Here is a 26564-nt window from a genome sequence, read left to right as displayed (position 1 = left end):
CCGGCCCACCGGTGTCGATTCCCGCGTTGTTCACCGCCCAAGCCGCGCGCACACCCGAGGCGCTGGCGGTCACCTACCAGGACCGCTCAACGAGCTACCGCGAGCTCGATCAAGCCTCTAACCGGTTGGCGCACCTGCTAACCGACCACGGTGCCGGCCCGGGACAGTGCGTGGCACTACTGTTGCCCCGCTGCGCCGAAGCGATCACCGCGATCCTGGCGGTGCTCAAAACCGGGGCGGCCTACCTACCCATCGACCCCGCCCACCCCCGATCACGCATCGAATTCATGCTCACCGACGCCGCACCGATCGCCGCGATCACCACCACAGACCTACGGGCGCGACTAGACGGCCACGACATAGCGATCATCGATCCCGACGACCCAACAGTGAAGCACCAACCCAACACCCCACTACCGCCACCCGCACCCGACGACATCGCCTACCTGATCTACACCTCCGGCACCACCGGGCTCCCCAAAGGCATGGCCATCGCCCACCACAACGTGATCCGGTTGTTTGCCTCGCTAGCTGCCGACCTTGAGTTCGCGCCCGGCCAGGTGTGGACGCAGCTCCATTCCTGTGCCTTCGACTTCTCGGTGTGGGAAATCTGGGGTGCACTGCTACACGGCGGGCGGCTCGTAATAGTGCCCGAAGAGATCACCCGCTCACCAAACGACCTCCACGCCCTCCTCGTTGCCGAACAGGTCAACGTCTTAAGCCAAACCCCATCAGCGTTTTATGCGCTGCAAAACGCCGATGCGCTGCAGTCCGAGCCCGGGCATCAGCTCGACGTTCATACCGTGGTGTTCGGCGGCGAAGCGCTTGAACCACAGCGTCTTCGGACTTGGCTGAACAACCACCCGGTGCTGCCGCGCTTGATCAATATGTACGGCATCACCGAGACGACGGTGCATGCCTCGTTGCGCGAGATCGGCAGCGCCGACACCGACCGCAATGCCAGCCCCATCGGCGTCCCATTGGCAGATCTTGCGTTCTTTGTTTTCGATGGCTGGTTACGAGGGGTCCCGCCCGGGGTGGTCGGCGAGCTGTATGTGGCCGGCGCCGGCGTGGGCGTGGGTTATGTGGGCAGGGCGGGGTTGACCGGGTCGCGGTTTGTGGCCTGTCCGTTCGGCGGCCCGGGGACCAGAATGTATCGGACCGGAGACCTGGTGCGGTGGCGCGCCGATGGCCAGCTGGACTACCTCGGCCGTGCCGATGAACAGGTCAAGATTCGCGGCTACCGCATCGAGCTCGGTGAAATCCAAGCCGCCCTCGCCGCACTCGCTGGGGTGGACCAGGCCGTGGTGATCGCCCGCGAGGACCAACCCGGCACCAAACGCTTGGTCGGCTACATCACCGGCACCGCCGACCCTGCCGAGGCGCGAAGCGTGCTGGCCGAACGGCTTCCGTCTTACATGGTGCCAACGGCAGTCGTGGCCCTACCTGCGCTGCCGCTGACGGTCAACGGCAAACTCGACACCCGCGCCCTGCCGGCACCCGAATACGCCGACGCCGAGCGGTATCGCGCCCCGGCCACCGCGGTCGAAGAGATCCTGGCCGGCATCTACGCCCAGGTCTTGGGTATCGAGCGGGTCGGGATCGACGACTCCTTCTTCGAGCTGAGCGGCGACAGCATTTCGGCGATGCGCCTAATCGCCGCAATCAACACCAACCTGGACTCCGGCCTTTCGGTTCGCACCGTGTTCGAGGCGCCCACGATCGCCCAATTGGCGCCCCGGATCGGTGCGGGGGCGGGTCGGCGACCGCCGCTGGTGCCGGTGGAGCGGCCCACCGTCGTTCCGTTGTCGTTTGCCCAGAGCCGATTGTGGTTTCTCAATCGGTTCGAGGGCGGGGTTGCGACCTACAACATTCCGACCGCTTTCCGGATCAGGGGGGCGTTGGACGTCGAGGCGTTGAGCGCGGCACTCGACGATGTGGTCGCCCGTCATGAATCGCTGCGCACCATATTTCCCGACATCGACGGTGTGCCATTCCAGGAGGTGTTGCCGGCCCGGGCCGGGATGTGGCGGCGCGAGGGCACGGCGGTGGTGTCGTTGCCGGAGCAGGATGTGGTCGGCGAATTGGTGGCGTTGGGGGGATATCGGTTTGATCTGGCGACAGAGATACCGATTCGTGCCCAGATCTATTCGATCGATCCCGAGCAGCACGTGCTGGGAATCGTGGTGCACCACATAGCTTTTGACGGCTGGTCGCTGGCTCCGATGGTCCGCGATGTGGGCGAGGCGTATCAAGCGCGCCGGCAGGGCCACGCCCCAGGCTGGGCGCCGTTGCCGGTGCAGTATGTCGATTACACGCTGTGGCAACGGGAGAGTCTGGGGGCGGAGTCCGATCCCGACAGCCTGATCGCCGGTCAGTTGCGGTACTGGCTACAGGAGTTGGCCGATCTGCCGGAAGTGGCGTCGTTGCCGACCGATCACGCCCGCCCACCGGTGCCCAGTTACCGCGGTGATGCGGTGGAGATCCGCATCGACCCGCACGTCTGGGCGGGTACCAGGGCGCTGGCGACGGCGCACAACGCGACGGCGTCCATGGTCTTGCAGGCGGTCTTGGCGGTGGTGTTGCACCGGGTCGGCGCCGGCGAGGACGTGGTGCTGGGCACACCGATTGCCGGACGGCAGGATGCGGCACTCGACGATCTCGTCGGTTTTTTCGTCAACACCTGGGTGCTGCGGGTGGGCGTGGATTCTCAGCAGCGGTTCAGCGACGTGCTTCAGCAGGTGCGGCAGAAGGCGCTGGATGCCTACACCAATCAGGATGTGCCGTTTGAGCGCCTCGTCGAACAGCTCAACCCGGCCCGCTCGACCGCGCATCATCCGCTATTCCAGGTCGCCATGGTCTTCCAGAACAACGTGCGCCCCGAGCCTTTGGCGTTCGACGACGTCGGCGTCGAGCCGCTGGGGGGGTCGACCCGCACTGCCAAGTTCGACCTGGATTTCCATCTCAGCGAGGTGCGGCCCGAAAACTCGGATGCGCCGATGGCCGCCGGGGTGGTGACGTATGCGACCGACTTATTTGACCGAACCACCATTGAGCGGTTGGTTACCTGGTTTGGGCGGGTGATCGAGGCTGTCGCGGCGGACGCGTCGGTAGTGGTGGGCGATGTCGCGCTGCTGGATGGCAGTGAGCGTGATCTTGTCCTGTCGGCCTGGTCTGGCATCGGTGTGGAGGCGCCGGCGGGCGTGGCGCCGCAGTTGTTGGCTGCGGCGGTTTCGGCCGACGCGGACGCGGCGGCGCTGATCGACGGTGCGCGAGAGTTGTCGTACCAAGAGCTTGATGAGTGGTCGACGCGGTTGGCACGGGTCCTTATCGAGATTGGGGTCGGTCCGGAGCGCGCGGTGGGCGTGGCGATGGATCGGTGTGCGGAGTTGGTGGTGGCGTGGTGGGCCGTGGTCAAGGCCGGCGGCATATATGTGCCCGTGGACCCCGCCTATCCGATCGAGCGGATCGCCACGGTGCTAGACGCGGTGACGGCTGTGTGTGTGTTGACCAGTGGTCGGGACACCATGGCTGGGGCCGGCGCGCGCCCGGTGATTCGCGTCGACGCTCTCGACGTGTCCGGGCATTCCGCGGATCCCATCACCGACTCCGACCGAATTGCCCCGCTGTGGGTGGACGACACCGCGTACGTCATCTTCACTTCTGGGTCTACCGGTGTCCCCAAGGGGGTGACGGTAAGCCATGCCGGTCTGTTGGGATTGGTTGCGGCGCAACGCAAGATCTTCGAATCAGGCACGGATGCGCGCGTATTGATGGTCGCCGTGCCGACCTTCGATGCCTCGGTCTTCGAAATGGTGTGGGCGGCGGGATCCGGCGCGGCGTTGGTGGTGGCCCCGCCGCAGGTGTATGCCGGAGACGCACTAACCGGGTTGCTGCAGGACCGGCGGGTCAGTGCAGCGGTGATCACCCCCTCGGTGTTGACGTCACTGGATCGGGCCCGACTCGACGGGGTGGACACGCTGGTCACCATGGGCGAGGCCTGCCCGCAGGAGCTGGTGGCCGCATGGGCGCCAGGTCGGCGGATTTTCAACGCCTACGGTCCTACTGAGGCCACGATCTGGGCCTCGTGCAGTGCGCCGCTGTCGGGGGGGCAGCCGGTCAACATCGGCGCCCCGATTCCGGGTATGTGCGCGCTGGTGCTCGACGCCCGACTGAACCCGACGCCGATCGGGGTGGTCGGCGAGCTGTATTTAAGTGGGCCGGCCCTGGCGCAGGGCTATGTAGGTCGCGCGGATTTGACCGCGGAACGATTCGTCGCGGACCCATATGTTGGTGCGGGGTCACGTATGTATCGCACGGGTGACCTCGTGCGCTGGACCCGCGCCGGCAGCCTCGACTATCTGGGCCGGGCGGACACTCAGATCAAATTGCGAGGACAGCGCATCGAACCGGGCGAAATCGAAAACACGCTATTGGCTTGCCCGCAGGTCGCCCGGGCCGCCGTCACGGTGCATCGGAGCGACACCGGTTCCCAGCTGATCGCTTACATCACCATCGAGCACACCAGCACCGCCGACCAGGACGCCGAAATCGTTGAGGAATGGCAACACCTCTATGACGAGCTCTACGACGCCGATGTCGAGGCGCCGGGATTCGGCATGGACTTCCGGGGTTGGAACAGTAGTTATACCGATGACGCGATTCCGCTTGAGGAGATGGTGGAGTGGCGCTCTGCCACGGTAGATCGGATCATGGCCCTGCGGCCGCGGCGGGTGTTGGAGATCGGCGTGGGCTCCGGACTGGTGTTGTCGCAGATTGCCCCGGTGTGTGAGCGCTACGTGGCCACCGATATTTCCGCGGTGGTTATCGACAGGCTGGCCCGCACACTCGAGGACTTGCAGATCCCGTGGCGTGATCGGGTAGAGCTGCTGACCCGACCGGCTCACGTCACTGAGGCACTGCCAGAGGGCGGCTTCGACACGATCATTCTCAACTCGGTCGTGCAGTACTTCCCTAACGCGGGATATCTGGGTGACCTCATCAACAACGCCATGGATCTGCTGGCTCCAGGCGGTTCTCTGTTTATCGGTGATGTGCGAAACCACAGCCTGCAGAGCGCGTTCCAAACCGGGGTCGCGCTGGCCCGCACCACTTCCATTGACGCCGCCGAGATCCGTCAGCGAGTCCAGTCCGCAATGCTCGGAGAGCCCGAATTACTGCTTGCCCCAGAGTTTTTCACTGCCCTCGCCGCCGCTCATGCTTCGGTGGCCGGAGTTGACGTCGAAGTCAAACGCGGATTTGCCGACAACGAACTCAACCGGTATCGCTACGACGTCGTCTTCTACAAAGCTCCTGCCCCGGTGCGCTCACTGGCCGGCGCACCCACCTGGTCCTGGACCGATTGCGCTGGCCTCGACGGCCTGCGCACGCGGCTGTTAGCCGAACGTCCGGCCACGGTCCGCGTCACCGACATACCCCGCGCGGGAGTGATCAGCGACGTCCGCATCGAACGAGGCCTTGCCGCCGGGCTGCCCCCGGGCGAGGCAGTCGTCGAAGCCGGCAGCTGGAACGCGGACGTCGTCCCCGAAGAATTGCACCGCATCGGTGACACCACCGGATACCACGTCGCCGTCACTTGGGGAGCCCAACGGGGCACCCTGGATGCCGTCTTCATCGCCCCCAGCGACGGCGGTACCCAGCACGCCCCACCGCTGACCGATCTCTACCTGGCCTCCGCCGGGGCAGACCAAAGCAGGGTCAAATCCAACGACCCCAACACCAACACCAAACTCGGCGCGGTGCGCCAACGGTTGAGCGCGCGGTTGCCCGAATACATGGTGCCGACGCAGATTTTGGTGCTCGAGGAGTTCCCGTTGACCGCCTCGGGCAAGCTCGACCGCAAAGCGTTGCCCGCACCGTTATTTGCCGGCGCACCGTTTAGGGCGCCACATACGGAGACCGAGAAAGTTGTCGCCGAGGCGTTCGCCGAGGTGTTGGGCGTGAACCGCGTTGGCCTTGACGACGACTTCTTCGCAATGGGTGGCGATTCCCTGATAGCCACCCGGGCGAGCGCGCGGCTGCAGTTGAGGTTGGGCAGGGAAGTGCCGGTGCGGTATCTGTTCGACGCGTCCACGGTCGGAGGCCTCGCGCAGTACCTGGACCGGAATCGTGGCGGCACTGCTCGCCCACCGGTGCGACCGATGTCGCGCCCGGCACGAATCCCACTGTCGTATGCCCAGAGCCGGCTGTGGTTCATCGATCAGTTGCAGGGCCCGTCGCCGGTGTACAACATGCCCGCAGCGCTGCGGTTGTGCGGGCGGCTTGATGCCGACGCACTGGGTGCGGCGGTGGGTGATTTGGTGGATCGCCATGAGAGTTTGCGGACTCTGTTCACGGTGCACGAGGGGACACCCGTGCAGGTGGTGGTGCCCGGTGAGCAGGCCGACTTTGGGTGGGACGTCGTAGATGCCACTGGCTGGCCGACGACCCGGCTGGATGAGGCAATCGGCGCGGCGGTGCGCTACACGTTTGATCTGGCTAGCGAAATCCCGTTGCGCGCCTGGCTTTTCCGCGTGGCCGACGACGAACACGTGTTGGTGGTCGTGGTGCACCATATCGCGGCGGACGGCTGGTCTATCGCCCCGCTGGCTCGCGATTTGGGTGTCGCATATGCCAGCCGATGCGCTGGGCGGGCTCCCGACTGGGCGCCGTTACCAGTTCAGTACGCCGATTACACGCTGTGGCAGCGCGAAAGCTTTGGTGATCTGGCGGATAGCGACAGCCCCATCGCTGCGCAGCTGAGCTTTTGGGAAGACACCCTGGCCGGGATGCCCGAGCGCCTGCAGCTTCCCACCGACCGGCCATATCCGCCGGTGGCAGATCAGCGCGGTGCCAATGTGGCGGTCAGCTGGGGAACAGGTCTGCAACAAAGGGTTCACCGAATTGCTCGCGAGCACAACGCCACCAGCTTCATGGTGGTTCAGACCGCCTTGGCGGTGCTGCTCGCCAAACTCAGCGCCAGCAGCGATGTGGCGGTGGGGTTCCCGGTCGCCGGGCGCCGCGACCCCGGGCTGGATGAGTTGGTGGGTTTCTTCGTCAACACCTTGGTGCTACGTGTCGATCTGGCCGGTGATCCCACTGTCGCTGAGTTGCTGGCACAGGTCCGGCGGCGCAGCCTGGCCGCCTACGAACACCAAGACGTGCCTTTCGAGCTGCTCGTAGATCGACTCAAGCCCACGCGATCGCTCACCCATTCCCCCCTGATCCAGGTGGCGTTGACCTGGCAGAATCTGCCCTGGCAGCAAGGCGACGCCGCCGGACTTACCTTTGGTGATCTGCGGGCCACACAGCTGCGGGTGGACACCCAGACCGCCCGCATGGATTTGGCGTTTTCGTTGGCCGAACGCTTCACCGAGGACGGTGAGCCTGCTGGGATCGGCGGAACGGTGGAGTTTCGTACCGACGTGTTCGATGCGGTCAGTATCGAGCTGCTGATCGCCCGGTTGGAGCGGGTGCTGGCGGCGATGAGCGCCGATCCCGCGCGGCGATTGTCGTCAATGGATGTGGTGGATGCGGCTGAGCGCGACCGGTTGGAGCAGTGGGGCAACCGGGCGGCGCTGACCCGGCCCGCGCCCGTGCCGGTGTCGGTGCCAGCGCTGTTCGGCGCGCAGGTGGCGCGCGCACCGCATGCGGTGGCAATCCGCTGCGGGCAGAGTTCGTGGACCTACCGCGAGTTGGATGAGGCGTCGAATCGGTTGGCGCATGTGTTGGCCGGCCGGGGTGTGGGTCCGGGCGAGTGTGTGGCGTTGCTGTTCAACCGTTCGTTTGAGGCGGTCGTGGCGATGTTGGCGGTACTCAAGGCGGGTGCGGCTTATTTACCGATGGACCCGGCGGCGCCGGCAGCGCGGATCGAGTTCATGGTTGACGATGCTGGACCGGTCGTCGCGATCACCACGGCGGAGTTGGCCGATCGGCTCGACGGCCATGATGTGGCGGTCGTGGATGTTCGTGACCCCACTGTCGACACCCAGCCCGGTACGGCGTTGCCCGGGCTGGGGCCGGCCCCTGATGACCTCGCTTACCTCATTTACACCTCCGGTACCACGGGGGCGCCCAAGGGGGTGGCGGTCACTCACCACAACGTGACTTATTTGGCGGAGTCGTTGCCCACTGCGCTGTCGTTGCCCGGAGTGTGGACGCAGTGTCATTCCTATGCGTTCGACTTCTCGGTGTGGGAGATCTGGGGTGCGTTGCTGCGGGGTGGCCGGTTGGTGGTGGTGCCGGAAGAGATAACGGGCGCACCCGATGACTTCCACGCCCTGCTGGTCGCCGAAGGGGTGAACGTCTTGACCCAGACCCCCTCGGCGGTGGCGGTGCTGTCCCCGCAGGGGTTGGGGTCGACGGCGTTGCTGCTCGGCGGGGAGGCGTGTCCGCCGGAGGTGGTGCAGCGCTGGGCGCCGGGGAGGGTGGTGGTCAACGCCTATGGCCCGACCGAGGCCACGGTTTATGTGGCGATCAGCGCACCGTTGTCAGCGGGGACCAAGGTAGTGCCGATCGGGTCGCCGGTGTTGGGGGCGGCGTTGTTTGTGCTCGACGGGTGGTTGCGGGCGGTGCCCGCCGGTGTCGTGGGTGAGTTGTATGTCGCCGGTGCCCGCGTGGGGGTGGGCTATGTGGGCCGGACGGGGTTGACCGGGTCGCGGTTTGTGGCGTGTCCCTTCGGCGGTCCGGGGACCCGGATGTATCGCACTGGGGATTTGGTGCGTTGGGGCGGTGATGGGCAGCTGCAGTATGTGGGCCGAGCTGATGACCAGGTCAAGATCCGCGGGTATCGCATTGAATTGGGTGAAGTCCAGGCGGCGCTGGCCGGCCTTCCTGGGGTGGGGCAGGCGGTGGTGGTCGCCCGCGAGGAGCGCCCCGGTGATAAGCGCCTGGTCAGCTATGTCACCGGGACAGCCGAGCCCGGCGAGATCCGCGCACAGTTGGGCGAGCGGTTGCCGGCGTACATGATGCCGGCGGCAATCGTGGTGGTGGAAGCGCTGCCAGTGACCACCAGCGGCAAAGTGGACACCCGCGCCCTGCCCGCCCCGGAATACCGGGACCTCGACCGGTATCACCCCCCGAGCAACGCGATCGAGGACATGTTGGCCGGTATCTACGCCCAGGTGCTGGGCCTGGACCGGGTCGGGGCCGATGACTCGTTCTTCGAATTGGGTGGGGATTCCCTGGCTGCGATGCGTCTGGTCGCCGCGGTCAATGCCGGCCTGGGTGCAAACCTGGCGGTGCGTGCGGTGTTCGAGACGCCTACGGTTGCCGGGTTGGCGCCCCGTGTCGGGGCGGAGGCAGGCCGGTTTGAACCGTTGGTGGCCACAGCGCGACCCGAAGTGGTGCCATTGTCGTTCGCCCAGAACCGGCTGTGGTTCATCGACCAGTTGCAGGGTCCTTCACCGATCTACAACATCCCTGTGTCATTTCGACTGCGAGGGCCGCTTGACACCGAGGCATTGGGTGCGGCGCTGGCCGATGTGATCGGTCGCCATGAGAGCCTGCGCACGCTGTTCCCGGCCGTCGACGGGATACCCCGCCAGCTGGTGGTGCCCGCCGAGCGCGCCGACTTCGGCTGGGAGATCGTTGATACCAGCGATTGGCCGCCGGCCCGGCTGGCCGAGGCCATCGACACCGCGGTCCGGTACACGTTTGACCTGTCTGCCGAAATCCCGCTGCACGCAACGCTTTTCCATGTCGGCGACGACGAGCACGTGCTGGTAGTGGTGGTACACCACATCGCCGCCGACGGCTGGTCGATCGCCCCGCTGGTGCGTGACCTGGGGGTGGCTTACGCCAGCCGGTGCGCGGGCAAAGCCCCCGGATGGGCGCCATTGGCGGTTCAGTATGTCGATTACGCCCTGTGGCAGCGCGGGCAGCTGGGCAGTCTCGAGGATGGCCACAGCCTGATCGCCGCGCAGCTGGCGTATTGGGAGAACGCCCTCGCCGGCATGCCCGATCGCCTGCAGCTGCCCACCGACCGACCCTACCCACCGGTGGCTAATCTGCTTGGCGCCAGTGTGGCGGTGCACTGGCCGGCTCAGCTACAGCAGCAAGTGACGCTGGTGGCTCGTGAGCACAACGCGACCAGTTTCATGTTGATCCAGGCCGCGCTGGCGGTGCTGCTGGCCAAGCTCAGCGCGAGCGCAGATGTAGCGGTTGGGTTCCCCATCGCAGGGCGGCGGGACCCCGCCCTTTATGACCTGGTTGGCTTCTTCGTCAACACCTTGGTGCTGCGGGTCGATTTGACCGGAGATCCCAGCCTGGCCGAATTGCTGGCCCAAGTGCGTGGGCGCAGCCTGGCCGCCTACGAGCACCAAGACGTGCCCTTTGAACTGCTCGTTGAGCGGCTTAACCCGACCCGCAGCCTTACCCATCACCCACTGGTGCAGGTGGCGTTGGCTTGGCAGAACTTCGGCGGCCAGGACACTACGAACCTCGGCGCCGGATTCGCGTCGGGTGACCTGCAGATCGCGCCGCTGTCGGTGGACACCCACAGCGCGCGCATGGACCTGACCTTTTCGCTGGCCGAACGCTGGACCGAGGGCGGTGAACCCGCCGGGATCGGGGGCGCGGTGGAATTCCGCACCGATGTGTTCGACGTAAAAACCATCGAAGCGCTGATCAAACGGTTGGAGCGGGTACTGGTGGCGATCACTGCCGACCCCAGCCGGCGATTGTCGTCAGTGGATCTGCTCGATGAGGCTGACCACGCTCGCCTCGACGAACTCGGCAACCGGGCAGTATTGGCCCAGCCCAGACCGCGGACGGCGGTGTCCATTCCGGCGTTGTTCGCCGCGCAGGTCGAGCGAGCCCCAGACGCGGTGGCAACGGTCTGCGGCGATCGTGCGTGGACCTACCGCGAACTGGAGGACACCGCTAACCGGTTGGCGCACCTGCTGGCCGACCATGGTGCGGGCCCCGGGCAATGTGTGGCATTGCTGCTTTCCCGGTCCGTCGAGGCGATCGCGGCGATCTTGGCGGTACTCAAAACCGGCGCCGCCTACGTCCCGGTCGACCCGGCGCTGCCGGAGGCCCGGATCGGATTCATCCTCGCCGACGCCACACCCATCGCCGCGGTCACCACCGCGGCCCTGCGGTCCCGGCTGGACGGGCATGACATACCGGTGGTCGATGTCCATGACGACGCTGTGCAGAGCCAACCTAGTACGGCACTACCGACGCCGGCCCCTGATGACCTCGCCCACATCATTTACACCTCCGGCACCACGGGGGTGCCCAAGGGCGTGGCAGTGACCCATCACAATGTGGCCCAGCTGTTCGATTCGCTGAATGCGGGCATTGAGTTGGTGCCGGGGCAGGTGTGGACACAGTTTCACTCCTTGGCCTTCGACTTTTCGGTGTGGGAAATTTGGGGCGCGTTGCTGCACGGGGGTCGGCTGGTTGTGGTGCCCGAAGAGGTGACGCGCTCACCGGAGGACTTCCACGACCTGCTGATTGCGGAACGGGTCAGCGTGTTGACCCAGACTCCATCGGCTGTGGGAATGCTCTCGCCTGAGGGGTTGGGGCCGGCCGCGTTGGTCATCGGCGCTGAGCCGTGCCCGGCCGAGCTGGTGGATCGCTGGGCGCCGGGCCGCGTGATGATCAACGTCTACGGGCCGACCGAAACGACGATGTGGGCGTCTAAGAGCGCGCCGTTGACTGCGGGGTCAGGGTCGCCGCCGGTTGGCTCGCCGGTGCCGGGGGCTGCCTTCTTCGTGCTGGATGCGTGGTTGCGGCCGGTCCCCTCCGGTGTGGTGGGCGAGTTGTATGTGGCCGGCAGAGGGGTGGGCTGCGGCTATTGGCGTCGGTCGGGGTTGACCGCGTCGCGGTTCGTGGCGTGTCCGTTCGCAGGCGCGGACGGTGCCGGAGCGCAGGGGCACCGGATGTATCGGACCGGGGATCTGGTGCGGTGGCGCGCCGACGGGCAACTGGACTATCTGGGACGCGCTGACGAACAGGTCAAGATACGTGGGTATCGCATCGAACTCGGTGAAGTTCAGGCTGCGCTGGCAGCGCTGGACGGGGTGGATCAGGCAGTGGTAATCGCCCGCGAGGACGGGTCCGGCGGCAGACGTCTGGTGGGCTACATCACGGGCAACGCCCACCCGGCCGAGACCCGCGCCGCGCTGGCCACTCGCCTACCGGCATACATGATCCCCGCGGCGGTAGTGGCGCTTGACGCATTGCCATTGACGGTCAACGGGAAACTCGACAGACGCGCCCTGCCTGCACCGGAATATGACGGCACCAATGGTTATCGGGCCCCCGCCACTCCTACTGAGGAGACGCTCGCCGGCATCTACGCTGAAGTGCTCGGGCTGGAGCGGGTCGGGGTCGACGACTCGTTCTTCGACCTAGGCGGGGATTCGCTTTCGGCGATGCGAGTGGTCGCCGAAATCAATAAGCGCCTGGATGCCGACCTCGCGGTGCGCACCTTGTTCCACGCCCCGTCGGTTCGAAGCTTGAGCCGGCAGTTGGGTACAGGTGCCAGCCAGCTCGACATAGTCCCCGTCGAGGTCCTCAAAGAGGGCGCTGATCTTCCGCTGTTTTGCATCCATCCCGGGGGCGGGATGAGTTGGCCGTATCAGCGTCTTAGTAATTACCTCGACTGCCCCATCATTGGAATTCAACAACTTTTAGTGGACGACGCCCAGACAATTCCCGATATGGCGAAGAATTACGCCGACAGGATACAAAAGGTTGATCCTAACGGGCCTTACAACGTTCTGGGCTGGTCTTTTGGAGGGCTCGTCGCTCACGAAGTCGCCATTGAGCTTCAGCAACGTGGATGCGCAATCGCACGCCTTATCCTGTTCGACGCTCAGCTGAGTCTCGATGGCGCGAGCGTGCCGACCCATCCCTTAGAGGACAGGCAGATGCTGGAAGAAATTCTGCGGTTTTATGGCATAGATGTTCCCGGGCAGGAAGAGCCGCTCAACGCCGATCAGATAGAAAAATTAATGCTCGAACGAGGGATCAAAGACTTCCCTAGATATAAACGGCTTGTTGATTGGATAATCCAAAACTTTAATAAGAACATGGAGTTACAACGAGCTCACGAACCTCGCATTTTCGACGGTGATCTGACCATATTCTCTGCGGTGGGCACGGAGAGCGATCGCGGTTCATATCTTATTGAGACTTGGCAGCCGTACGTCGCCGGCGACATTACAGAGTATCCGGTCGACTGCGCACATGAGAATATGTTGACTATCGAATCGCTCAGCCTGTACGGCGAACAACTCAGACTTCTTTTAGGACCGTAGATCGCCGTTGCTGCGCGGCACACCGGCGGTGAACGTCGCAGCATTCGATGCAAGGCTGGTTGTCACGAAATTGGGTCAACCCGCCGGGGTTCGCGGTGCTTTGCGTTCCAGTCGCTTTCAAGTTTCCGGACTCGCCTTGCCTCTTTCCATAACCAGGCCCCGCCAGTCGCAATGGCCAGCAGCGCGGTGACAGCGGTGATGAGCCCGGCCTGATATTGCCGGTGGGCCAAGCTCGCAAGGCAGATCCCATATGCCACCAAGCCAACCGTCATCAGAAGCAGCGCAGGCTCTTTGGCCGGACTCTTCAGCGCCTGCCCCACTAGCGGGCGGCTGGTCCGCTGGTGGTCCACAGGATCGATAGAGGTGAGATAGCGCATAAGGCCTCCTCAGCTGTAGACGCTACTCACCCATGATCACGAAAACAATGACTGCAGGTCACTATTTCCGTCCGAAATCTTCTGCCTCCGCGACGCGATTACGGACGGCCCGGGACACCGGGCAGACCGTCTTGAATGTCATGCAGATTCCCTTGAATGCCTTGCAATTTACGCTCGATGGCCTGCAGATCAGAGAGCGTGTTCTGATAGGCCGGCGAGATCTGGTCCGGCGTCGTTGGCCGAGATTGTGGGCAGTAGGAGGCGATGGCCCCCGCGGTTACGGCGGTACTTTGATCGGCATCCCATACAGATGTTCGTTGCACGAAGCCGACTGCGTCTGCGAAGTTCGGTTGGTGCGCCAGGAAGTCGCACACCGCATGTCCTTGGGCCATCACGTAGTCCTGGCTGGGAACTGGCACGCCTTCCTGTTTCAGCACGGAGATGAACGCCGCGTCAACTGCGTTGATCGCTGGAGCGGACGGCTTCGGCGCGGCCGGTGTGGAGGGCGCGGCCGGCGTGACGGGTGCGGCCGACGGCGGGCTCTCCTCCGACTGCGCCGATGGACCTTGGCGGTGGAGCACGAACATCACCACCACCGCGGAGACCACGGCCACCAGAGACAGCGGTAATGCCGCGAAAAGACCGAAGCGGCGCAGCGCAGCGACCTTATGTCGCCGAGGCACCATGGCGCGGAGTCTGCTGGCGCGCGACCGGGCGGCGGTGACGACCTCGGTCTCCAAGGCGTCGAACAAGTCGAGCTCAGAGGTCCCAGCGCCGTGGGCCAAGATCTCGTCGAGCAATTGGTCGGCCTCCACGATCGAGGGCCGACCGCCCTGCTCGCGGATCGCCTGGCGCCGCAGCGCGATGAGCCGCAATTCCGAGTCGATCTTCTCGCGGTCGCGCATACCAATCAGTTTGAGAGTGCCACGCAATTGTGACAACTCCCTGCGAAAAAACGACCGTCACATCATTGATGTCCCAGGCTCCGATGCGACAGACTCGCGGTGACCAACAAAACCGGAGCCATGAAACTCGACATTGGACGGACGTGATCACCGTGACTCGTGACCGGCGCACCGCACCACTCGTCGTCGGCGCGATCGTGTGGGGGCTCGCTGGGTGTTCCGCGCACCCGACGGCCGCGACCGGACCCACCACAGCCGCACGCGTCGCCGAGGCTCCGGCGCCGACGACGCGGATGGTGCCCGCCGACCAGGCGACTGGAGGTGCACAGCCTCGCCTGGCGCCGGACCCCGCGCAGTTGGCCGACGACCTGGTGGCCGACGAGCGCGCGCTGCGTGATCCAGGGACACCGGACCCGGCGCTGACGGCGGCAGCACATCGCGAGCAGGCGGCCTACCGCGCCATTGGGCGCCACCCCGAATGGGATGCCATCACGCGCCCGCGGATCCCCCCGGAGTTGCTCGATGTCTACAACCGCAATGTTGAAGCCCGCCGCCAACTCACCGCGCTGACCCCGGTGCGCGCAACCCTTCCGGCATGGCGCATCGTGGCGCCGGCACCGGCCGACGAGCTGATGAACTACTACCACCAGGCGGAGTCCGAATCCGGTGTCAGTTGGAACTACCTGGCTGCGATCAATTTCGTGGAGTCCCGCTTCGGCAGCATCGCCGGTGCGAGCACCGCCGGCGCCCAGGGACCCATGCAGTTTTTGCCCTCGACGTTCGCCGGCTACGGCCAAGGTGGCGACATCCACTCGCCCCACGACAGCATCCTGGCGGCGGGACGCTACCTGGCCGCCAATGGCTTCGCCAGCGACCGGGATCACGCCATCTACGGCTACAACCACGCCCACGAATATGTTCGTGCCGTCGACGACTACGCGGCGCTGATGGCCGACGATCCCGCGACGTTCGCCGCGTATTACCGATGGGACGTCTACTGCCTGACGACGGCGGGCGATGTGTTGCTTCCCATCGGGTACGACGCGTCCGCGCCGATCCCGGCCGCCGATTATGTGGCGGCCCACCCGCAGTAATCCGCCTAGACGTATTTGCGGGCAATGTCTCGCAGATGCGAACGCAGGTCTTGACCGGTGGCCCTTTCCAGTCTGATGCCCAGCTCGCCGGCGAGATTAACGAAGCCCATCAACAGCATGAGCTCGCCGTGGGGCTCGCCAACGTTCTCGACCAACCGGCTCCAGGCGAAGTCTGGGTCGCTCTCGGATGACCAGGCCGTCATGACCTCGATGGCTCGGCGAACGTTCTCCTTCACGTCCATGCCCGCAGCCTGCCATGGCGGCGCTGCCCGCGCGGGGTCGAGACGGCGCGGTAAACGCGTCAGCGGGCGCGCCGATTTATGGTCGCGCCCGCTGACGGTTTCACGGCGATCGGTACGGATCAGTACAGCGGCACCCACACACCGAAGAACCAGTAGCCCCAACCCCCGTACTGCCAGTTGAAGACCGGGATGACGGTGAAGGTGTTGTAGTTGAAAGGTCCGAAGTCGCGCCGTGCCAGAGCAATGTCACGCGGTGGACCGTCCCAAGGCCGGTTCCAGCCTCCCGGAGGCGGCGGACCGTTCCAGCCACCTGGAGGCGGCGGGCCGTCCCAGTGAGGCGGCGGGTGGCCCGGAGCGGGGCCATCGTTCCAGCCGTATCCGTGCTGCCGCGGTGGCGGGGGCGCGCCGCGGCCCGGGAGGCTGAATTGGACATCCGGACCGCTGGGGCCACCGATTTGTGCGCTGGCGGTGACCAAGTCGTGGCGCGGAATGTACGGCGGGTGCGGAGGCTGCGTCGCCGGCGGGTTCAGCGTCTCGTACCGCTGCCTGTTGTTCGGCGGTGGGTTCTGGGTGTTTGCCGGCGCATTCGTCTGCCCGCCCTGCGCCGGAGGGTTTTGGCCGTGCTCGTTGGGCGGGTTGGTCTGACCGCCCTGCGGCGGGTATTGACCGTGTTCATTGGGCGGCGTGTTCTGCCCCGTCTGGCCGGGGTTCTGACCATGCTGGTTGGGCTCTGGGGTGTTCGGGCCACCCTGCGGCGGGTTCGTCTGACCACCCTGCGCCGGCGGACTGTTGTGACCGCCCTGTGCCGGCGGAGTATTTCCGCCACCCGCCTGACCGCCGGGGCCGCCCGGCCCGCCGCCCGATCCGCCTGGCTGACCGCCCGGTCCACCCGGCTGGCCGCCCGGTCCACCCGGCTGACCGCCCGGTCCACCCGGCTGGCCGCCCGGTCCACCCGGCTGGCCGCCGGGCCCGCCGGGGTTGCCCCCGCCGCCACCGCCGCCGTGGCAGTTCGGGCACGGGGGTGGTGGGTCGAGCGGAGCGGAGTAGGCCGATGCGGCATTCAGCGTGGAGATGCTCAGACCGGCAGCCAACGCGGCAGCGCTGACGACACGTTTCATAGACATAGCTGCGTCCCCTCTTGGGTGTCGTGGGCCTGCACTACGGGCAGGTGAGGTCCAACTCGAACGGCTTGGTTACCTGCTGCGGTTGTTGCGGGTTGCTCATGTCGGTGCCGGTAGCGGTCCCCTTGATCGCCCAGTCCTTGCCGTTGACCGCGGCCCCCGCGTTACCGCTTTGGTTCGGCGCAGCGTCGGAGAAGCCGAGCGCGACGCCGTTGACGGTGCCCAGCCCGACGGAGTGCACCAAAGGCGGATTTCCATTGCTGACCACGGCACCGAGGCCGGCGGTCGGGTCACCTATGCCGATGTTGATGTTGTCACCGGCGGCGGTGCAGGTGACCTGCCCGCTGATGTTTTGATTCTGCCCATCGACGGTGAGCACCGGTCCGGCCGCTGCCGCCGCAGATGACGACGGCGAGCCCGACGATCCGGTGCTGGACTTGTTGCTCGAACATCCGGCACTGGCCGCGACCATAAGGGCCACGGCGGCCACACCGGCCACGATCCCACGCTTCACTACTGCTTCCCTTCGTGTCGCTGGTTCCGCTGCTGCCTCGTTACCTCGGCCGCGTCAACACAGCTGGACTACCCGGGCCGTCGGAACGACGCGTCGCGGCCGGTCCACCTGATACCCGGTAACCCGGACTTGCAAACGCCAACTCGCGTGCCGCTGGCCGGTTCAGCCACCGCCGGCAAGCGCCTCTTCACGGAAGCACACGAAGCCCCCATCTGCCCAGCAGCGGATTGATGAGCATGAAGTAGGTCGTGTAGTCGTCACCGTCCGGCGATGACATCAGCAGACCGACCGCGCTGACGGTGCCGTCCGGGTTCATCACGAAACCCGGGCTGCCACTGTCACCGTCGAGGCTGAACACGCTGGCCTCGACGACGTCACCATCGATGCTTTTGATGACACCACACGTCTCGCCGGTCACCGCGCCGATCTTGCAGAATGGCATGCCGGGCTGAATTTGCTGACGGCTCAACACATCACGAACTCGATACCTGCCGCCGACGTCGCCCACCGGCATCCCGACACTGGGCTCCAGACGGATGATCGCGGCGTCTCGCTTATCACCGTCGTGCTCGCTGGCGGAGATCTTGCCGAGGGGAGCGTCGTTGCCGTACGTCCATTCGGCGCCGTCGTGCGAGTCGCAGTGCCCGCTCGTCATCAGATAGTAGCTGCCGTCGGATCCCTGCGCTGCGAATCCTGCTGTGCACCTGCCGGATTCATGATCGACTCCGATGCCCGGCGCGGGTGGCGGCGACGGCAGAGCCGGGGGCGGCGCTGCCAGAGCGGTTTTCGCCACCGCTGTTGCGGCCACCATCAGAGCCCCCAGCAGCCTCAACAACCGCAACCACCGCATGGTCACGCCGTCCTCCTCTGCTTGCGCCGGCCAGATAATAGCAGTGTTGCCGACCTGAAATGAGCTGGCGACCAATCCGTTCCGCGCACGCAGGTCATCCGGCGTCAACGTGGCGGGTAAGGAAGTCCAGCACGGCGTCGGCAAAGATGTCGTTGCGATCGCCGGCCACCATGTGTCCCGCGCCGCGGACATCGGTGAATTCGACTTGCGGGAAACGCGCGAGGAATTCGTCGGCGCGCTCTTGGCTGACCAGGTCGCTCATCTGACCGCGGACCAGCAGAATGGGCACCCCTCCGCGCAGGATGGCCGCCACGGCGGCGTGCATCCGGTCGGGGTCGGTTACCTCGAAAGGAGGGAAAGCGGCAGTGCCGCTAATGAATTGGGGATCCCAATGCCAGTACCAACGATCACCGCGGCGGCGCAGGTTGGTGGTCAGGCCTGCCAAATCGGTTGGTCGCGGCCGGTGCGGATTGTATTCGGCGATCGCGTCGGCGACTTCGTCGAGTGAGCTGAAACCCGACTCCACCCGGTCGGCCATGAAGGCATGTATCCGGTTGGCCCCGGACTGGTCCATGTTCGGCACGATGTCCACCAACACGACAGCACTGGCGATGCCGGGGGACAGCTCCCCGGCGAGCAGCATCGACGTGAACCCACCCAGGGAAGCACCGACCAACACCGGCTGCGGGGGCAGCGTGCGCAGCACCTCTTGGACGTCGGCGGCGAAACTGACGACGCGGTAATCACCGTCGTCGGACCAATCCGATTCGCCGTGGCCGCGGAGGTCGACGGTGACGGCTTGCCACCCCCGCGCGGCGACAGCGGCGGCCGCCTTGCCCCAGGATCGGCGGGTTTGTCCGCCGCCGTGCAAGAAGACCACCGCGCGCGCCTGCGCATCCCCCAAACGGTCAGCGACGATCTGCACCCCGCCGGGGCCCTGGATCGTAAACGGTTCAGCTGCCGCGGGCACCAGGTGATACTAAGGCGCCCCACACGAAGAGCTCGCGTTGGCTTAACGTCAGTTGCATGCCGCGGCGTCAATTTTTAAGGTGTCGGGCGCTGCCGGCGCCACCCGGACTCGGACCGCAGGCAAGGAGAACGCATGCATCTTGACGAGTACATGTCGTTGGATGCGATCGCTCTGGCCGAGCTGGTCGAGCGCAAGCAGGTCACCCCGACCGAGCTGCTCGCATTGGCACGGGAACGAGCGGACGCGGTTAATCCTCGGCTCAACGCCATCGTCCGTCGGCTCGACGAAGTCGCCGACCGGCAAGCCGCCGATCCGCATTTGAGCGGACCGCTCGCCGGCGTGCCGTTTCTGATCAAAGACCTGGGCCAGGAATACCGCGGCTTTGCGACTTCGTGCGGGTCCCGCTCGCTTGCCCACGACGTGGCCGACCGGCATGCACTGGTCACCCAACGTTTCCTGAACGCGGGCCTGGTGGTCTTCGGGAAGACCAATACCCCGGAGTTCGGGGCCAAGGGCGTGACGGAACCCGACTACTGGGGCCCGGCGCGCAACCCGTGGAACACCCGGCACACGCCCGGCGGTTCCTCGGGTGGATCCGGGGCGGCCGTGGCGGCGGGCATCGTGCCTGCCGCCGGGGGCGGCGACGGCGGCGGGTCTATCCGCATCCCCGCCGCCTGCAACGGGCTGGTCGGCCTCAAGCCCAGCCGGGGGTTGGCGCCCTACGGCCCGCAGACGGGTGAACAGATGCTGGGCATGGCGACGCAGGGAGTCGTGTCACGCACCGTGCGCGACAGTGCCGCGCTACTCGACGCGATCGTCGGACCCGATCCGAGCGCGGCATACCGAGTTGCGCTGCCCGACATGCCATTTGGTGAGCAGATCAGGCATCACCCGGGGCCGCTGAAAATCGGCTACTCGGCACGATCGGCCATCAACGCTCGGCCGGATCGCGAGGCCGTTGCGGCGGTGGAAAAGGCAGCCGAGCTCCTTCGCGAACTGGGCCATCAGGTCGAGGAGGTTGCACCGCCCTACGACGACGCCGCGTTGGGGCGCGACTTTCTGACCATCTGGTTCGGCCAACTACACCAGCAAGTTGCCGACATCAAACAACGAACCGGTGCCCGCGACAGCGACTTTGAGGCCGATACGTTGGCCATCGCGGAGCTCGGCCGGTCCGGCGGTGTGCTGCCGGTCATGTCCGCTCTAGAAAACCGGAATGACTACATCCAATCCCTGGCCGCGTTTCACGCCAGCTATGACTTCTTTTTGACACCGACCCTGGCCACCCCGCCCATTGCGGTCGGTGCCACGACGACGTCGCCCGTGCTGCAGCGGCTGGCCCGGCTGATCAGCAAGGTCCGGGCCGGAAAACTCATGGGACTCAGCGGAATCCTCGACGACCTCATCCAGGAGAGTTTGGGTTGGGTGCCGTATACGCAACTCGCCAACCTCACCGGTCGTCCGGCAATCAGTGTGCCGCTGCACTGGACGGATGCCGGACTGCCGCTGGGTGTCCAGTTCGTAGGGAGACTGGGCGCAGACGGTGATCTGCTGCAGCTTGCCGCGCAACTCGAAGAGGCGCAGCCCTGGGCCCACCGCCATCCCGCGCCCGCGGCAGCGAATTAGCGTGTCGGTGAACGGCTTTCGCCGCCTGCCCCCGTGTCATCGGTACCGCGTTGGCCCCGCCACATGCTGGCAAAGCGCCGGGCGATGTCGCCGAGCCGACCGCCTCGATGCTGTGACGCCTTGATGTGCCCCAGGGTTTCTCGTCCCTCGCTCGCATAGTCCTTGACGGTTTCGTCGCCTTCCTCGGCACGCATGTCTTCTCCAATCGTGTTCGCTAGTCCGGCGCCTGACGCTCGGGTGGTTCGGAAGGCGTCAAGCGCTCGGGGCGGTTTTCCTGGTGTGAGCCGTTCGGGCGTTTCCGTCGGCGTGACCCGCTCCGGGTCTCGCCGGGCGCACCCTGCTTCGATGGCTGCTAGGAATCTCCCGGCCGCTCCACCGAAAGCGGTCTGAGGCATGTGTCGAACATGCTCAGTCCTCCGCTCGGCTCAGGGCCGCGTACCCGCCGTACCGGGGACCCCAAACGCCCGCGGCGATACCCGGCCGGGCCGGGACGGCGACCTGTGCCGCGCCGACGCCGCCGTGCCGGCCGCTTACACTCCAACCGTGGTCAATCCGGCGCCCCCGAGGTCGGCAGTGAACAGGGTCCCGCTGATCGTCGGCGTCGCTGTCGTGGCACTGCTTGCCGTACTCGCGATGCCCATCAAGCAGCGATGCGGTGCGCCGGGCTTTGCGTGCGCGTCGACGCTGGATAACGACGGCAACATTCGCTACTACTACGAGGTCGAGCCCGCCGGCGTCTACCTCGCAGAAATCGTCACCGGCACCAACATAGCGCTCTATTACACCTCCGGCGAGGATCTCATCAGAGCCCGCTAGCTGACGGTGGCGGTTTGCTGGCGGCCGTGATGCGCTCGGAGGCCGTCGGGCAGTATCTACTCGGTAACAACTTCGGCTCGATCCGGGCAGCGGCGTGGCCGGCTTGAGACCTTCACGAGACCGCCGCGCGCGCGTTCGCGCGGAACATGCTGGTAGAGCGGGTGTGACGAGCCCGAATCGCCCCTGGTCGGCCCAGCAAACGCGCCAGCGCCAGCCGTGTGACGGGTGCTCTCGATTGGAGGCTTCACGGCAAGCTAACGCATACTTGGGACCATGCTTGAAGCGACATCGCCGCACAGCACCGTTGCGGTGCGTGGTGATGTGCTGGGCGTGGGCAGAGGTTTGTGATGGCCCGCTCGGGCGGCGCGCATCGCCGCCATCGAGCCGTCCGTCGACCCTCCCGATTCCGCAAGGGGCTGACGCGCACCCTGGGCGCGCTCGTCTCCGTGGCGGCCGTGGGGCTCACCGGAGCGGGGTACTACGTGGCGCACGGTGCGCTGGGCGGTATCACCGTGTCGAACGCTCTGCTGCCCGACGATCCCCGCTCCAGCGGCGACAACATGAACATCCTGCTGATCGGGCTGGACTCGCGTAAAGACCAGGACGGCAACGACCTCCCCAACTCGATCCTGAAGCATCTGCACGCCGGCGATTCCGATGACGGCGGCTACAACACCAACACGATGATCCTGGTGCACGTCAGCGCCGACAACAGAGTCGTTGCCTTCTCGATCCCTCGCGACGACTGGGTGCCTTTCTCCGGCGTCCCGGGGTACAACCACATCAAGATCAAAGAGGCGTACGGGCTGACCAAACAGTACGTCGCCCAAAAGCTGGCCAACCAGGGCGACATCACCCAGAAGGAACTCGAAACCAAGGGCCGCGAGGCCGGTCGGGCGGCGACGCTGCGCGCGGTGCGGAATCTGACCGGTGTGCCCATCGACTACTTCGCCGAGGTCAATCTGGCCGGTTTCTACGATCTGGCTCAGACCCTCGGCGGCGTCAACGTCTGCCTGAATCACCCCGTCTACGACGAATATTCCGGCGCCGACTTCCCCGCCGGGCGACAGCGGCTGGACGCGTCCGAGGCGTTGTCGTTCGTCAGGCAGCGGCACGGCCTGGAGAACGGCGATCTTGACCGCACCCACCGCCAGCAGGCGTTCATCTCGTCGGTCATGCAGGAGTTGCAGGCCGCGGGCACTTTCACCAACATCGACAAGCTGAAGAACCTGATGGCGGTGGCGCGCAAGGACGTGGTGCTCTCGGCGGGCTGGAACGACGAGATGATCCAGCGGCTCGGCGGGCTCGCCGGCGGCAACGTCGAGTTCCGGACGCTGCCGGTGGTGCGTTACGACAACATCGATGGCCAGGACGTCAACATCGTCGACCCGGCGGCGATCAAGGCCGAGGTGGCCGCGGCCATCGGCGCGGACACCTCAACGCCCGCACCGACCACCACCGCCGTGAAACCCGATCCGACCACGGTCGTCGACGTGGTCAACTCCGGCGGGATGAGCGGTCTGGCCACCGAGGTGTCGCGTGCGCTGAAAAAGAGGGGCTACACCCCGGGTCAGGTGCGCGACCGCGAGTCCGGCGACCCGACCACCACCACAGTGGAGTACGGCGCGGGTGCGCAGGCCGATGCGCGCAACCTGGCCAACCTGCTCGGCATAGACGCACCCAAACAGCCGAGCCCGGCTGTCGCGGCCGGACACATCCAACTCACCGTGGACACCAATTTCTCGATGCCCACATCCGACGAGACCCAAATGGATGACACGACGAGTACCAGCTCCAGTACGACGTCGACCAAGGCCAAGAGCTACTACTACAACGGCACGACCACGACCTATCCGACGCCCGATCAGGGAAAGCCGATCGACGGCGGCGGCGTCCCGTGCGTCAACTAGACGGTGACCGCAAGCGCGGCGAAGCCGGGCGCAGCGGGTCGGCGCCATCAGACCAGCGGTGACCGCAAGCGCGGCGAAGCCGGGCGCAGCGGGTCGGCGCCTAAAGCCCGCTAGGCGTGGGTGCCGCCATCGATGCGGATCTCGGTACCGGTGATCCACGCGCCGTCGTCGGACACCAACATGGCGATGACGCCGGCGATCGCACCAGGCTCGGCCATGCCGGCGCCGCTGGATTCGACCGTGGTGGGCAGCACCGGCATCAGCCTCGAAAACAGTGACCAGTCAGCATCTTTAGGAATATATCCGCCGGTCGCATCGGTGATGCCCGACTTGATACTGCCGGGCGCCACGCACGCTGCGCGCAGGCCCTCCTTCGCGTATTCGAGCGCCAGCGAGTGGGTGAAGGCCTGGATGCCGCCCTTGCTCGCGGCGTAGGCGGCCATGTATGGATGAGCGAACGAGGCCGACGTGGAGCTGAAGTTCACGATCGCGCTGCGGGGATTTGCCAGCAGGGTCGGTAGCGCCTCCCGGACCACCAGGAAGGTTCCGGTCAGGTTGACGCCGACGATCTGGTTCCAGAGTTCGAGGCTGGTCTCGTGGGTGTGCGCGGCCCGCAGGATGCCGGCGGCGTTGACCAGCGAGTCAAGCCCGCCCAACTGCTCGACGGCCAGGCATACCCCGTCGATCACCGAATCCTCGCTGCCGACATCCATCGGCATGGTGGTGAGCCGTTCGGCGGTGCCGGCCTCTGTCGCCCGCGCCCGGGTGTTGTCCAGGCCGTCGGCCGCGACGTCGGCGGCCGCTACGGCGGCACCCTCGTCCAATAAGCGCAGCGCGGTGGCCTGGCCGATGCCCGACGCGGCGCCCGTCACCAGGATCCGCTTGCCCTCGAGTCGCTTCATTGCATCTCCGGTTCACTCAGCGTGGCGACGGGTCAGGGTGTCACCACTCCACGCAGCGCGTCGGCGCCGTACATCTGTTCCATCATCGAGGAGTAGTCCGGGCCGCGACGCAGAATGTGTCCGCCGTCGACGTTGATGCACTGGCCGGTGATCCAGGTCGCCGCATCGCTGAGCAGGAACATGGCCAAGTTGGCGACATCCTCGACCTCGCCGACTCGCGGCAGCGGAGTGCACAGTGCGTAGTCCCCGCTGATCTCGGGTGACCGGATCACGCTGGCGTCGACCAGATCGGTGCGAATCAGCCCCGGTCGGATGCTGTTCACCCGCACCCACGACGGTCCGAGTTCGTCGGCGGCCAGCATCATCATGTGGTCGATCGCCGACTTGGTGACCCCGTACGGCCCGAACCAGCGGTGGGTGTTGCTGGCCGCGATCGAAGAGATCCCGATGAACGAGCCGCCCCCGCCACGCACCAACTCACGCGCCACATGCTTGAGCACGTACATGGTGCCGTTGACGTTGAGGTCGACGGTGTTTCGCCACGCCTCGGAGTCGGTATGGGTGATGGGTCCGACGGTCAGCGAGCCGCCCGCACAATGCACCGCGCCGTGCAGCCGACCGTGCCAGGCCGTCGCGGCGTCGACCGCGCGGACCACCTCGTCCTCGTTGGTCACGTCCGTGGGCTCGTAACGAATCGATCCGCTGCCGGGAGTTGCCTCGATCTCCTGGACGGCCGCCGCGAGGCGATCGGCGTTGCGGCCGACGATCATGACCGACGCGCCGCCCGCGACCAGCCCCGCGGCCACGCCCTTGCCGATCCCGCTGCCGCCGCCGGTGATCAGATACGTCCGGTCTTCGAAAGAAAGCTGCACCCACGCCGCCTCTCAACTGAAACAGGTTCCAGTCATCGAACCACGCGACGCTTGAGATGGTGGCGGCCTCCCCCGAAGACCGGGACCGACGCTACGGGGTGTCGCGGCGGGCCAGCTTGGTCGGCTTGGCGTTGCGCCAGTCCTCGACGTCGGGTGGCAGTCCGACCGGATACCTGTTTTCGTTGTGAGCCGCCCAGTGCGCGTGACCGAGCTCGTGAATGTGAAACGCGTGCCGTAGCGCCTCGGTGAAGCCCATCGCATCGGAGGCGGCGTTGACCGAGTCCTTGATCAGCATGGCCGCCATCGTCGGCCGCTCGGCGATGCGGCGCGCGAATTCCAGTGTCTTGTCCGCTAATTCGTCCGCGGGAAACACCTTGGACACCATGCCCAGGCGGTAGGCTTCATCGGCGTCCAGCGCATCACCGGTCAACAGTAGCTCTTTGGCCTTGCGGGGGCCGAATTCCCAAGGGTGAGCATAATATTCGACGCCGGGCATGCCCATCCGAACGCCGACCACGTCGCTGAACTTCGCATTGTCGGCAGCCACGATCAGATCGCAAGCCCAGACCAGCATCAAGCCAGCCGAGATCGCGTTGCCCTGGACCTGCGCGATGGTGATCTTGCGTAAATCCCGCCAGCGGCAAGTGTTTTGAAAGAAGTAATGCCACTCTTGCAGGTACGTCTTCTCGGCGATCGGATCCCGGGTGGCCCCGTTGATCCGGAACGTCGGGTGCTGCCCCGCGCCGGGCGCGCGCTCGGCGAGCGCCAATTCGGAGCCGAGGTCGTGTCCCGCGGAGAAGTTCTTGCCGCGCGCGGCCAGAATCACCACCCGCACGGCGTCATCGGATTCGGCACGCAGGAATGCCTCGTCGAGCTGAACCAGCAATCCGCGGCTCTGCGCGTTGTGAGCGTCGGGCCGGTTGAGCCAGATGCGGGCGATGCGGCCATCGTCCAGAGTTTCGTAGCTCACCAGCTCCTGGGCGCCGGCGTTGGCCGCCTGCGCACCCGCTTGCTCGGAGAGAGTCATTCCGCCCACCTCGCTCGTTGTCCAGCTCCGAATTGTTTACACATTACGGCCAGTGTGTAACCGGGTC

16 protein-coding genes are annotated in these 26564 nt (G+C 65.8%); 5 read left to right on the top strand and 11 right to left on the bottom strand.

Going from position 1 to position 26564, the window contains the following annotated elements; all coding sequences use genetic code 11:
- On the top strand, positions 1-13271 hold a 13271-nt coding region (locus AC5Y4F_RS21130; RefSeq protein ID WP_499998328.1), incomplete at its 5' end, for an amino acid adenylation domain-containing protein.
- A gap of 62 nt (positions 13272-13333) precedes the next feature.
- Here AC5Y4F_RS21130 and AC5Y4F_RS21125 read toward each other — a convergent pair.
- Entirely contained in the window at positions 13334-13648 is a 315-nt protein-coding gene (locus tag AC5Y4F_RS21125; protein WP_499998325.1) for a protein UsfY, read from the bottom strand.
- A 98-nt stretch (positions 13649-13746) separates the two neighbouring features.
- Positions 13747-14553 carry a DUF732 domain-containing protein gene (locus AC5Y4F_RS21120; protein WP_067938600.1) on the bottom strand — a complete coding sequence of 269 codons (807 nt, stop codon included), beginning with the start codon at positions 14551-14553 and terminating at the stop codon, positions 13747-13749.
- A 152-nt stretch (positions 14554-14705) separates the two neighbouring features.
- Between AC5Y4F_RS21120 and AC5Y4F_RS21115 the strand changes: the two genes are divergently transcribed.
- Positions 14706-15647 carry a lytic transglycosylase domain-containing protein gene (locus AC5Y4F_RS21115; RefSeq protein ID WP_499998351.1) on the top strand — a complete coding sequence of 314 codons (942 nt, stop codon included), beginning with the start codon at positions 14706-14708 and terminating at the stop codon, positions 15645-15647.
- 5 nt (positions 15648-15652) lie between these two features.
- Here the strand turns inward: AC5Y4F_RS21115 and AC5Y4F_RS21110 are convergent, their stop codons facing one another.
- The 5 genes from AC5Y4F_RS21110 to AC5Y4F_RS21090 all read right to left on the bottom strand — a co-directional run bounded on the left by AC5Y4F_RS21110 (position 15653) and on the right by AC5Y4F_RS21090 (position 19344).
- Entirely contained in the window at positions 15653-15889 is a 237-nt protein-coding gene (locus AC5Y4F_RS21110; protein ID WP_067938603.1) for a hypothetical protein, read from the bottom strand.
- Between the two features lie 119 nt (positions 15890-16008).
- Positions 16009-17007, bottom strand: coding sequence for an MAP_0585 family protein (locus AC5Y4F_RS21105; RefSeq protein ID WP_499998348.1), 999 nt, complete (start codon positions 17005-17007; stop codon positions 16009-16011).
- A gap of 40 nt (positions 17008-17047) precedes the next feature.
- Entirely contained in the window at positions 17048-17524 is a 477-nt protein-coding gene (locus AC5Y4F_RS21100; protein WP_499998322.1) for a lipoprotein LpqH, read from the bottom strand.
- Between the two features lie 187 nt (positions 17525-17711).
- Positions 17712-18380: a S1 family peptidase gene (locus tag AC5Y4F_RS21095; protein WP_499998320.1), complete on the bottom strand. Its 669-nt coding sequence runs from the start codon at positions 18378-18380 to the stop codon at positions 17712-17714.
- A gap of 88 nt (positions 18381-18468) precedes the next feature.
- The gene (locus AC5Y4F_RS21090; protein ID WP_197520668.1) at positions 18469-19344 is read right to left on the bottom strand and encodes an alpha/beta fold hydrolase; all 876 of its coding nucleotides are present in this window, start codon (positions 19342-19344) and stop codon (positions 18469-18471) included.
- 132 nt (positions 19345-19476) lie between these two features.
- On the opposite strand from AC5Y4F_RS21090, the gene AC5Y4F_RS21085 reads away from it, so the two are divergent.
- Positions 19477-20970 carry an amidase gene (locus tag AC5Y4F_RS21085; protein ID WP_067938608.1) on the top strand — a complete coding sequence of 498 codons (1494 nt, stop codon included), beginning with the start codon at positions 19477-19479 and terminating at the stop codon, positions 20968-20970.
- On the opposite strand, the gene AC5Y4F_RS21080 is transcribed toward AC5Y4F_RS21085, so the two are convergent.
- Positions 20967-21164 (bottom strand): hypothetical protein, encoded by a 198-nt coding sequence (locus AC5Y4F_RS21080; RefSeq protein ID WP_499998315.1) that lies wholly within the window; start codon positions 21162-21164, stop codon positions 20967-20969. The two genes, AC5Y4F_RS21085 and AC5Y4F_RS21080, sit on opposite strands and share 4 nt — an antisense overlap.
- A 379-nt stretch (positions 21165-21543) precedes the next feature.
- Here AC5Y4F_RS21080 and AC5Y4F_RS21075 point away from each other — a divergent pair, with 379 nt between their 5' ends.
- Positions 21544-21786, top strand: coding sequence for a hypothetical protein (locus AC5Y4F_RS21075; RefSeq protein ID WP_067938612.1), 243 nt, complete (start codon positions 21544-21546; stop codon positions 21784-21786).
- A 347-nt stretch (positions 21787-22133) separates the two neighbouring features.
- The gene (locus AC5Y4F_RS21070) at positions 22134-23696 is read left to right on the top strand and encodes an LCP family protein (protein ID WP_156750192.1); all 1563 of its coding nucleotides are present in this window, start codon (positions 22134-22136) and stop codon (positions 23694-23696) included.
- A gap of 110 nt (positions 23697-23806) precedes the next feature.
- Here AC5Y4F_RS21070 and AC5Y4F_RS21065 read toward each other — a convergent pair whose 3' ends face one another.
- From AC5Y4F_RS21065 to AC5Y4F_RS21055, 3 genes are all read right to left on the bottom strand, one after another.
- Positions 23807-24598 (bottom strand): SDR family NAD(P)-dependent oxidoreductase, encoded by a 792-nt coding sequence (locus tag AC5Y4F_RS21065; protein WP_067938616.1) that lies wholly within the window; start codon positions 24596-24598, stop codon positions 23807-23809.
- A gap of 32 nt (positions 24599-24630) precedes the next feature.
- Positions 24631-25470 carry an SDR family oxidoreductase gene (locus AC5Y4F_RS21060; RefSeq protein WP_067938618.1) on the bottom strand — a complete coding sequence of 280 codons (840 nt, stop codon included), beginning with the start codon at positions 25468-25470 and terminating at the stop codon, positions 24631-24633.
- A gap of 91 nt (positions 25471-25561) precedes the next feature.
- Positions 25562-26497, bottom strand: a complete 936-nt coding sequence (locus AC5Y4F_RS21055; RefSeq protein WP_067938621.1) for an enoyl-CoA hydratase — start codon at positions 26495-26497, stop codon at positions 25562-25564.
- Between the last annotated feature and the right edge of the window lie 67 nt (positions 26498-26564).

The organism is Mycobacterium sp. NGS56 (genome assembly GCF_059812425.1).
The sequence above is the reverse complement of the archived record's forward strand: the minus strand, read 5'-3'. Positions and strand labels throughout refer to the sequence as shown.

What these genes read in the sequence shown, in the direction of transcription:
- AC5Y4F_RS21070 (WP_156750192.1), top strand. Translation starts at nt 22,134, where the DNA reads ATGGCCCGCTCGGGCGGCGCGCATCGCCGCCATCGAGCCGTCCGTCGA.
- AC5Y4F_RS21085 (WP_067938608.1), top strand. Translation starts at nt 19,477, where the DNA reads ATGCATCTTGACGAGTACATGTCGTTGGATGCGATCGCTCTGGCCGAG.
- AC5Y4F_RS21055 (WP_067938621.1), bottom strand. Translation starts at nt 26,497, where the DNA reads ATGACTCTCTCCGAGCAAGCGGGTGCGCAGGCGGCCAACGCCGGCGCC.
- AC5Y4F_RS21105 (WP_499998348.1), bottom strand. Translation starts at nt 17,007, where the DNA reads ATGAAACGTGTCGTCAGCGCTGCCGCGTTGGCTGCCGGTCTGAGCATC.
- AC5Y4F_RS21110 (WP_067938603.1), bottom strand. Translation starts at nt 15,889, where the DNA reads ATGGACGTGAAGGAGAACGTTCGCCGAGCCATCGAGGTCATGACGGCC.
- AC5Y4F_RS21080 (WP_499998315.1), bottom strand. Translation starts at nt 21,164, where the DNA reads ATGCGTGCCGAGGAAGGCGACGAAACCGTCAAGGACTATGCGAGCGAG.
- AC5Y4F_RS21120 (WP_067938600.1), bottom strand. Translation starts at nt 14,553, where the DNA reads ATGCGCGACCGCGAGAAGATCGACTCGGAATTGCGGCTCATCGCGCTG.
- AC5Y4F_RS21065 (WP_067938616.1), bottom strand. Translation starts at nt 24,598, where the DNA reads ATGAAGCGACTCGAGGGCAAGCGGATCCTGGTGACGGGCGCCGCGTCG.
- AC5Y4F_RS21125 (WP_499998325.1), bottom strand. Translation starts at nt 13,648, where the DNA reads ATGCGCTATCTCACCTCTATCGATCCTGTGGACCACCAGCGGACCAGC.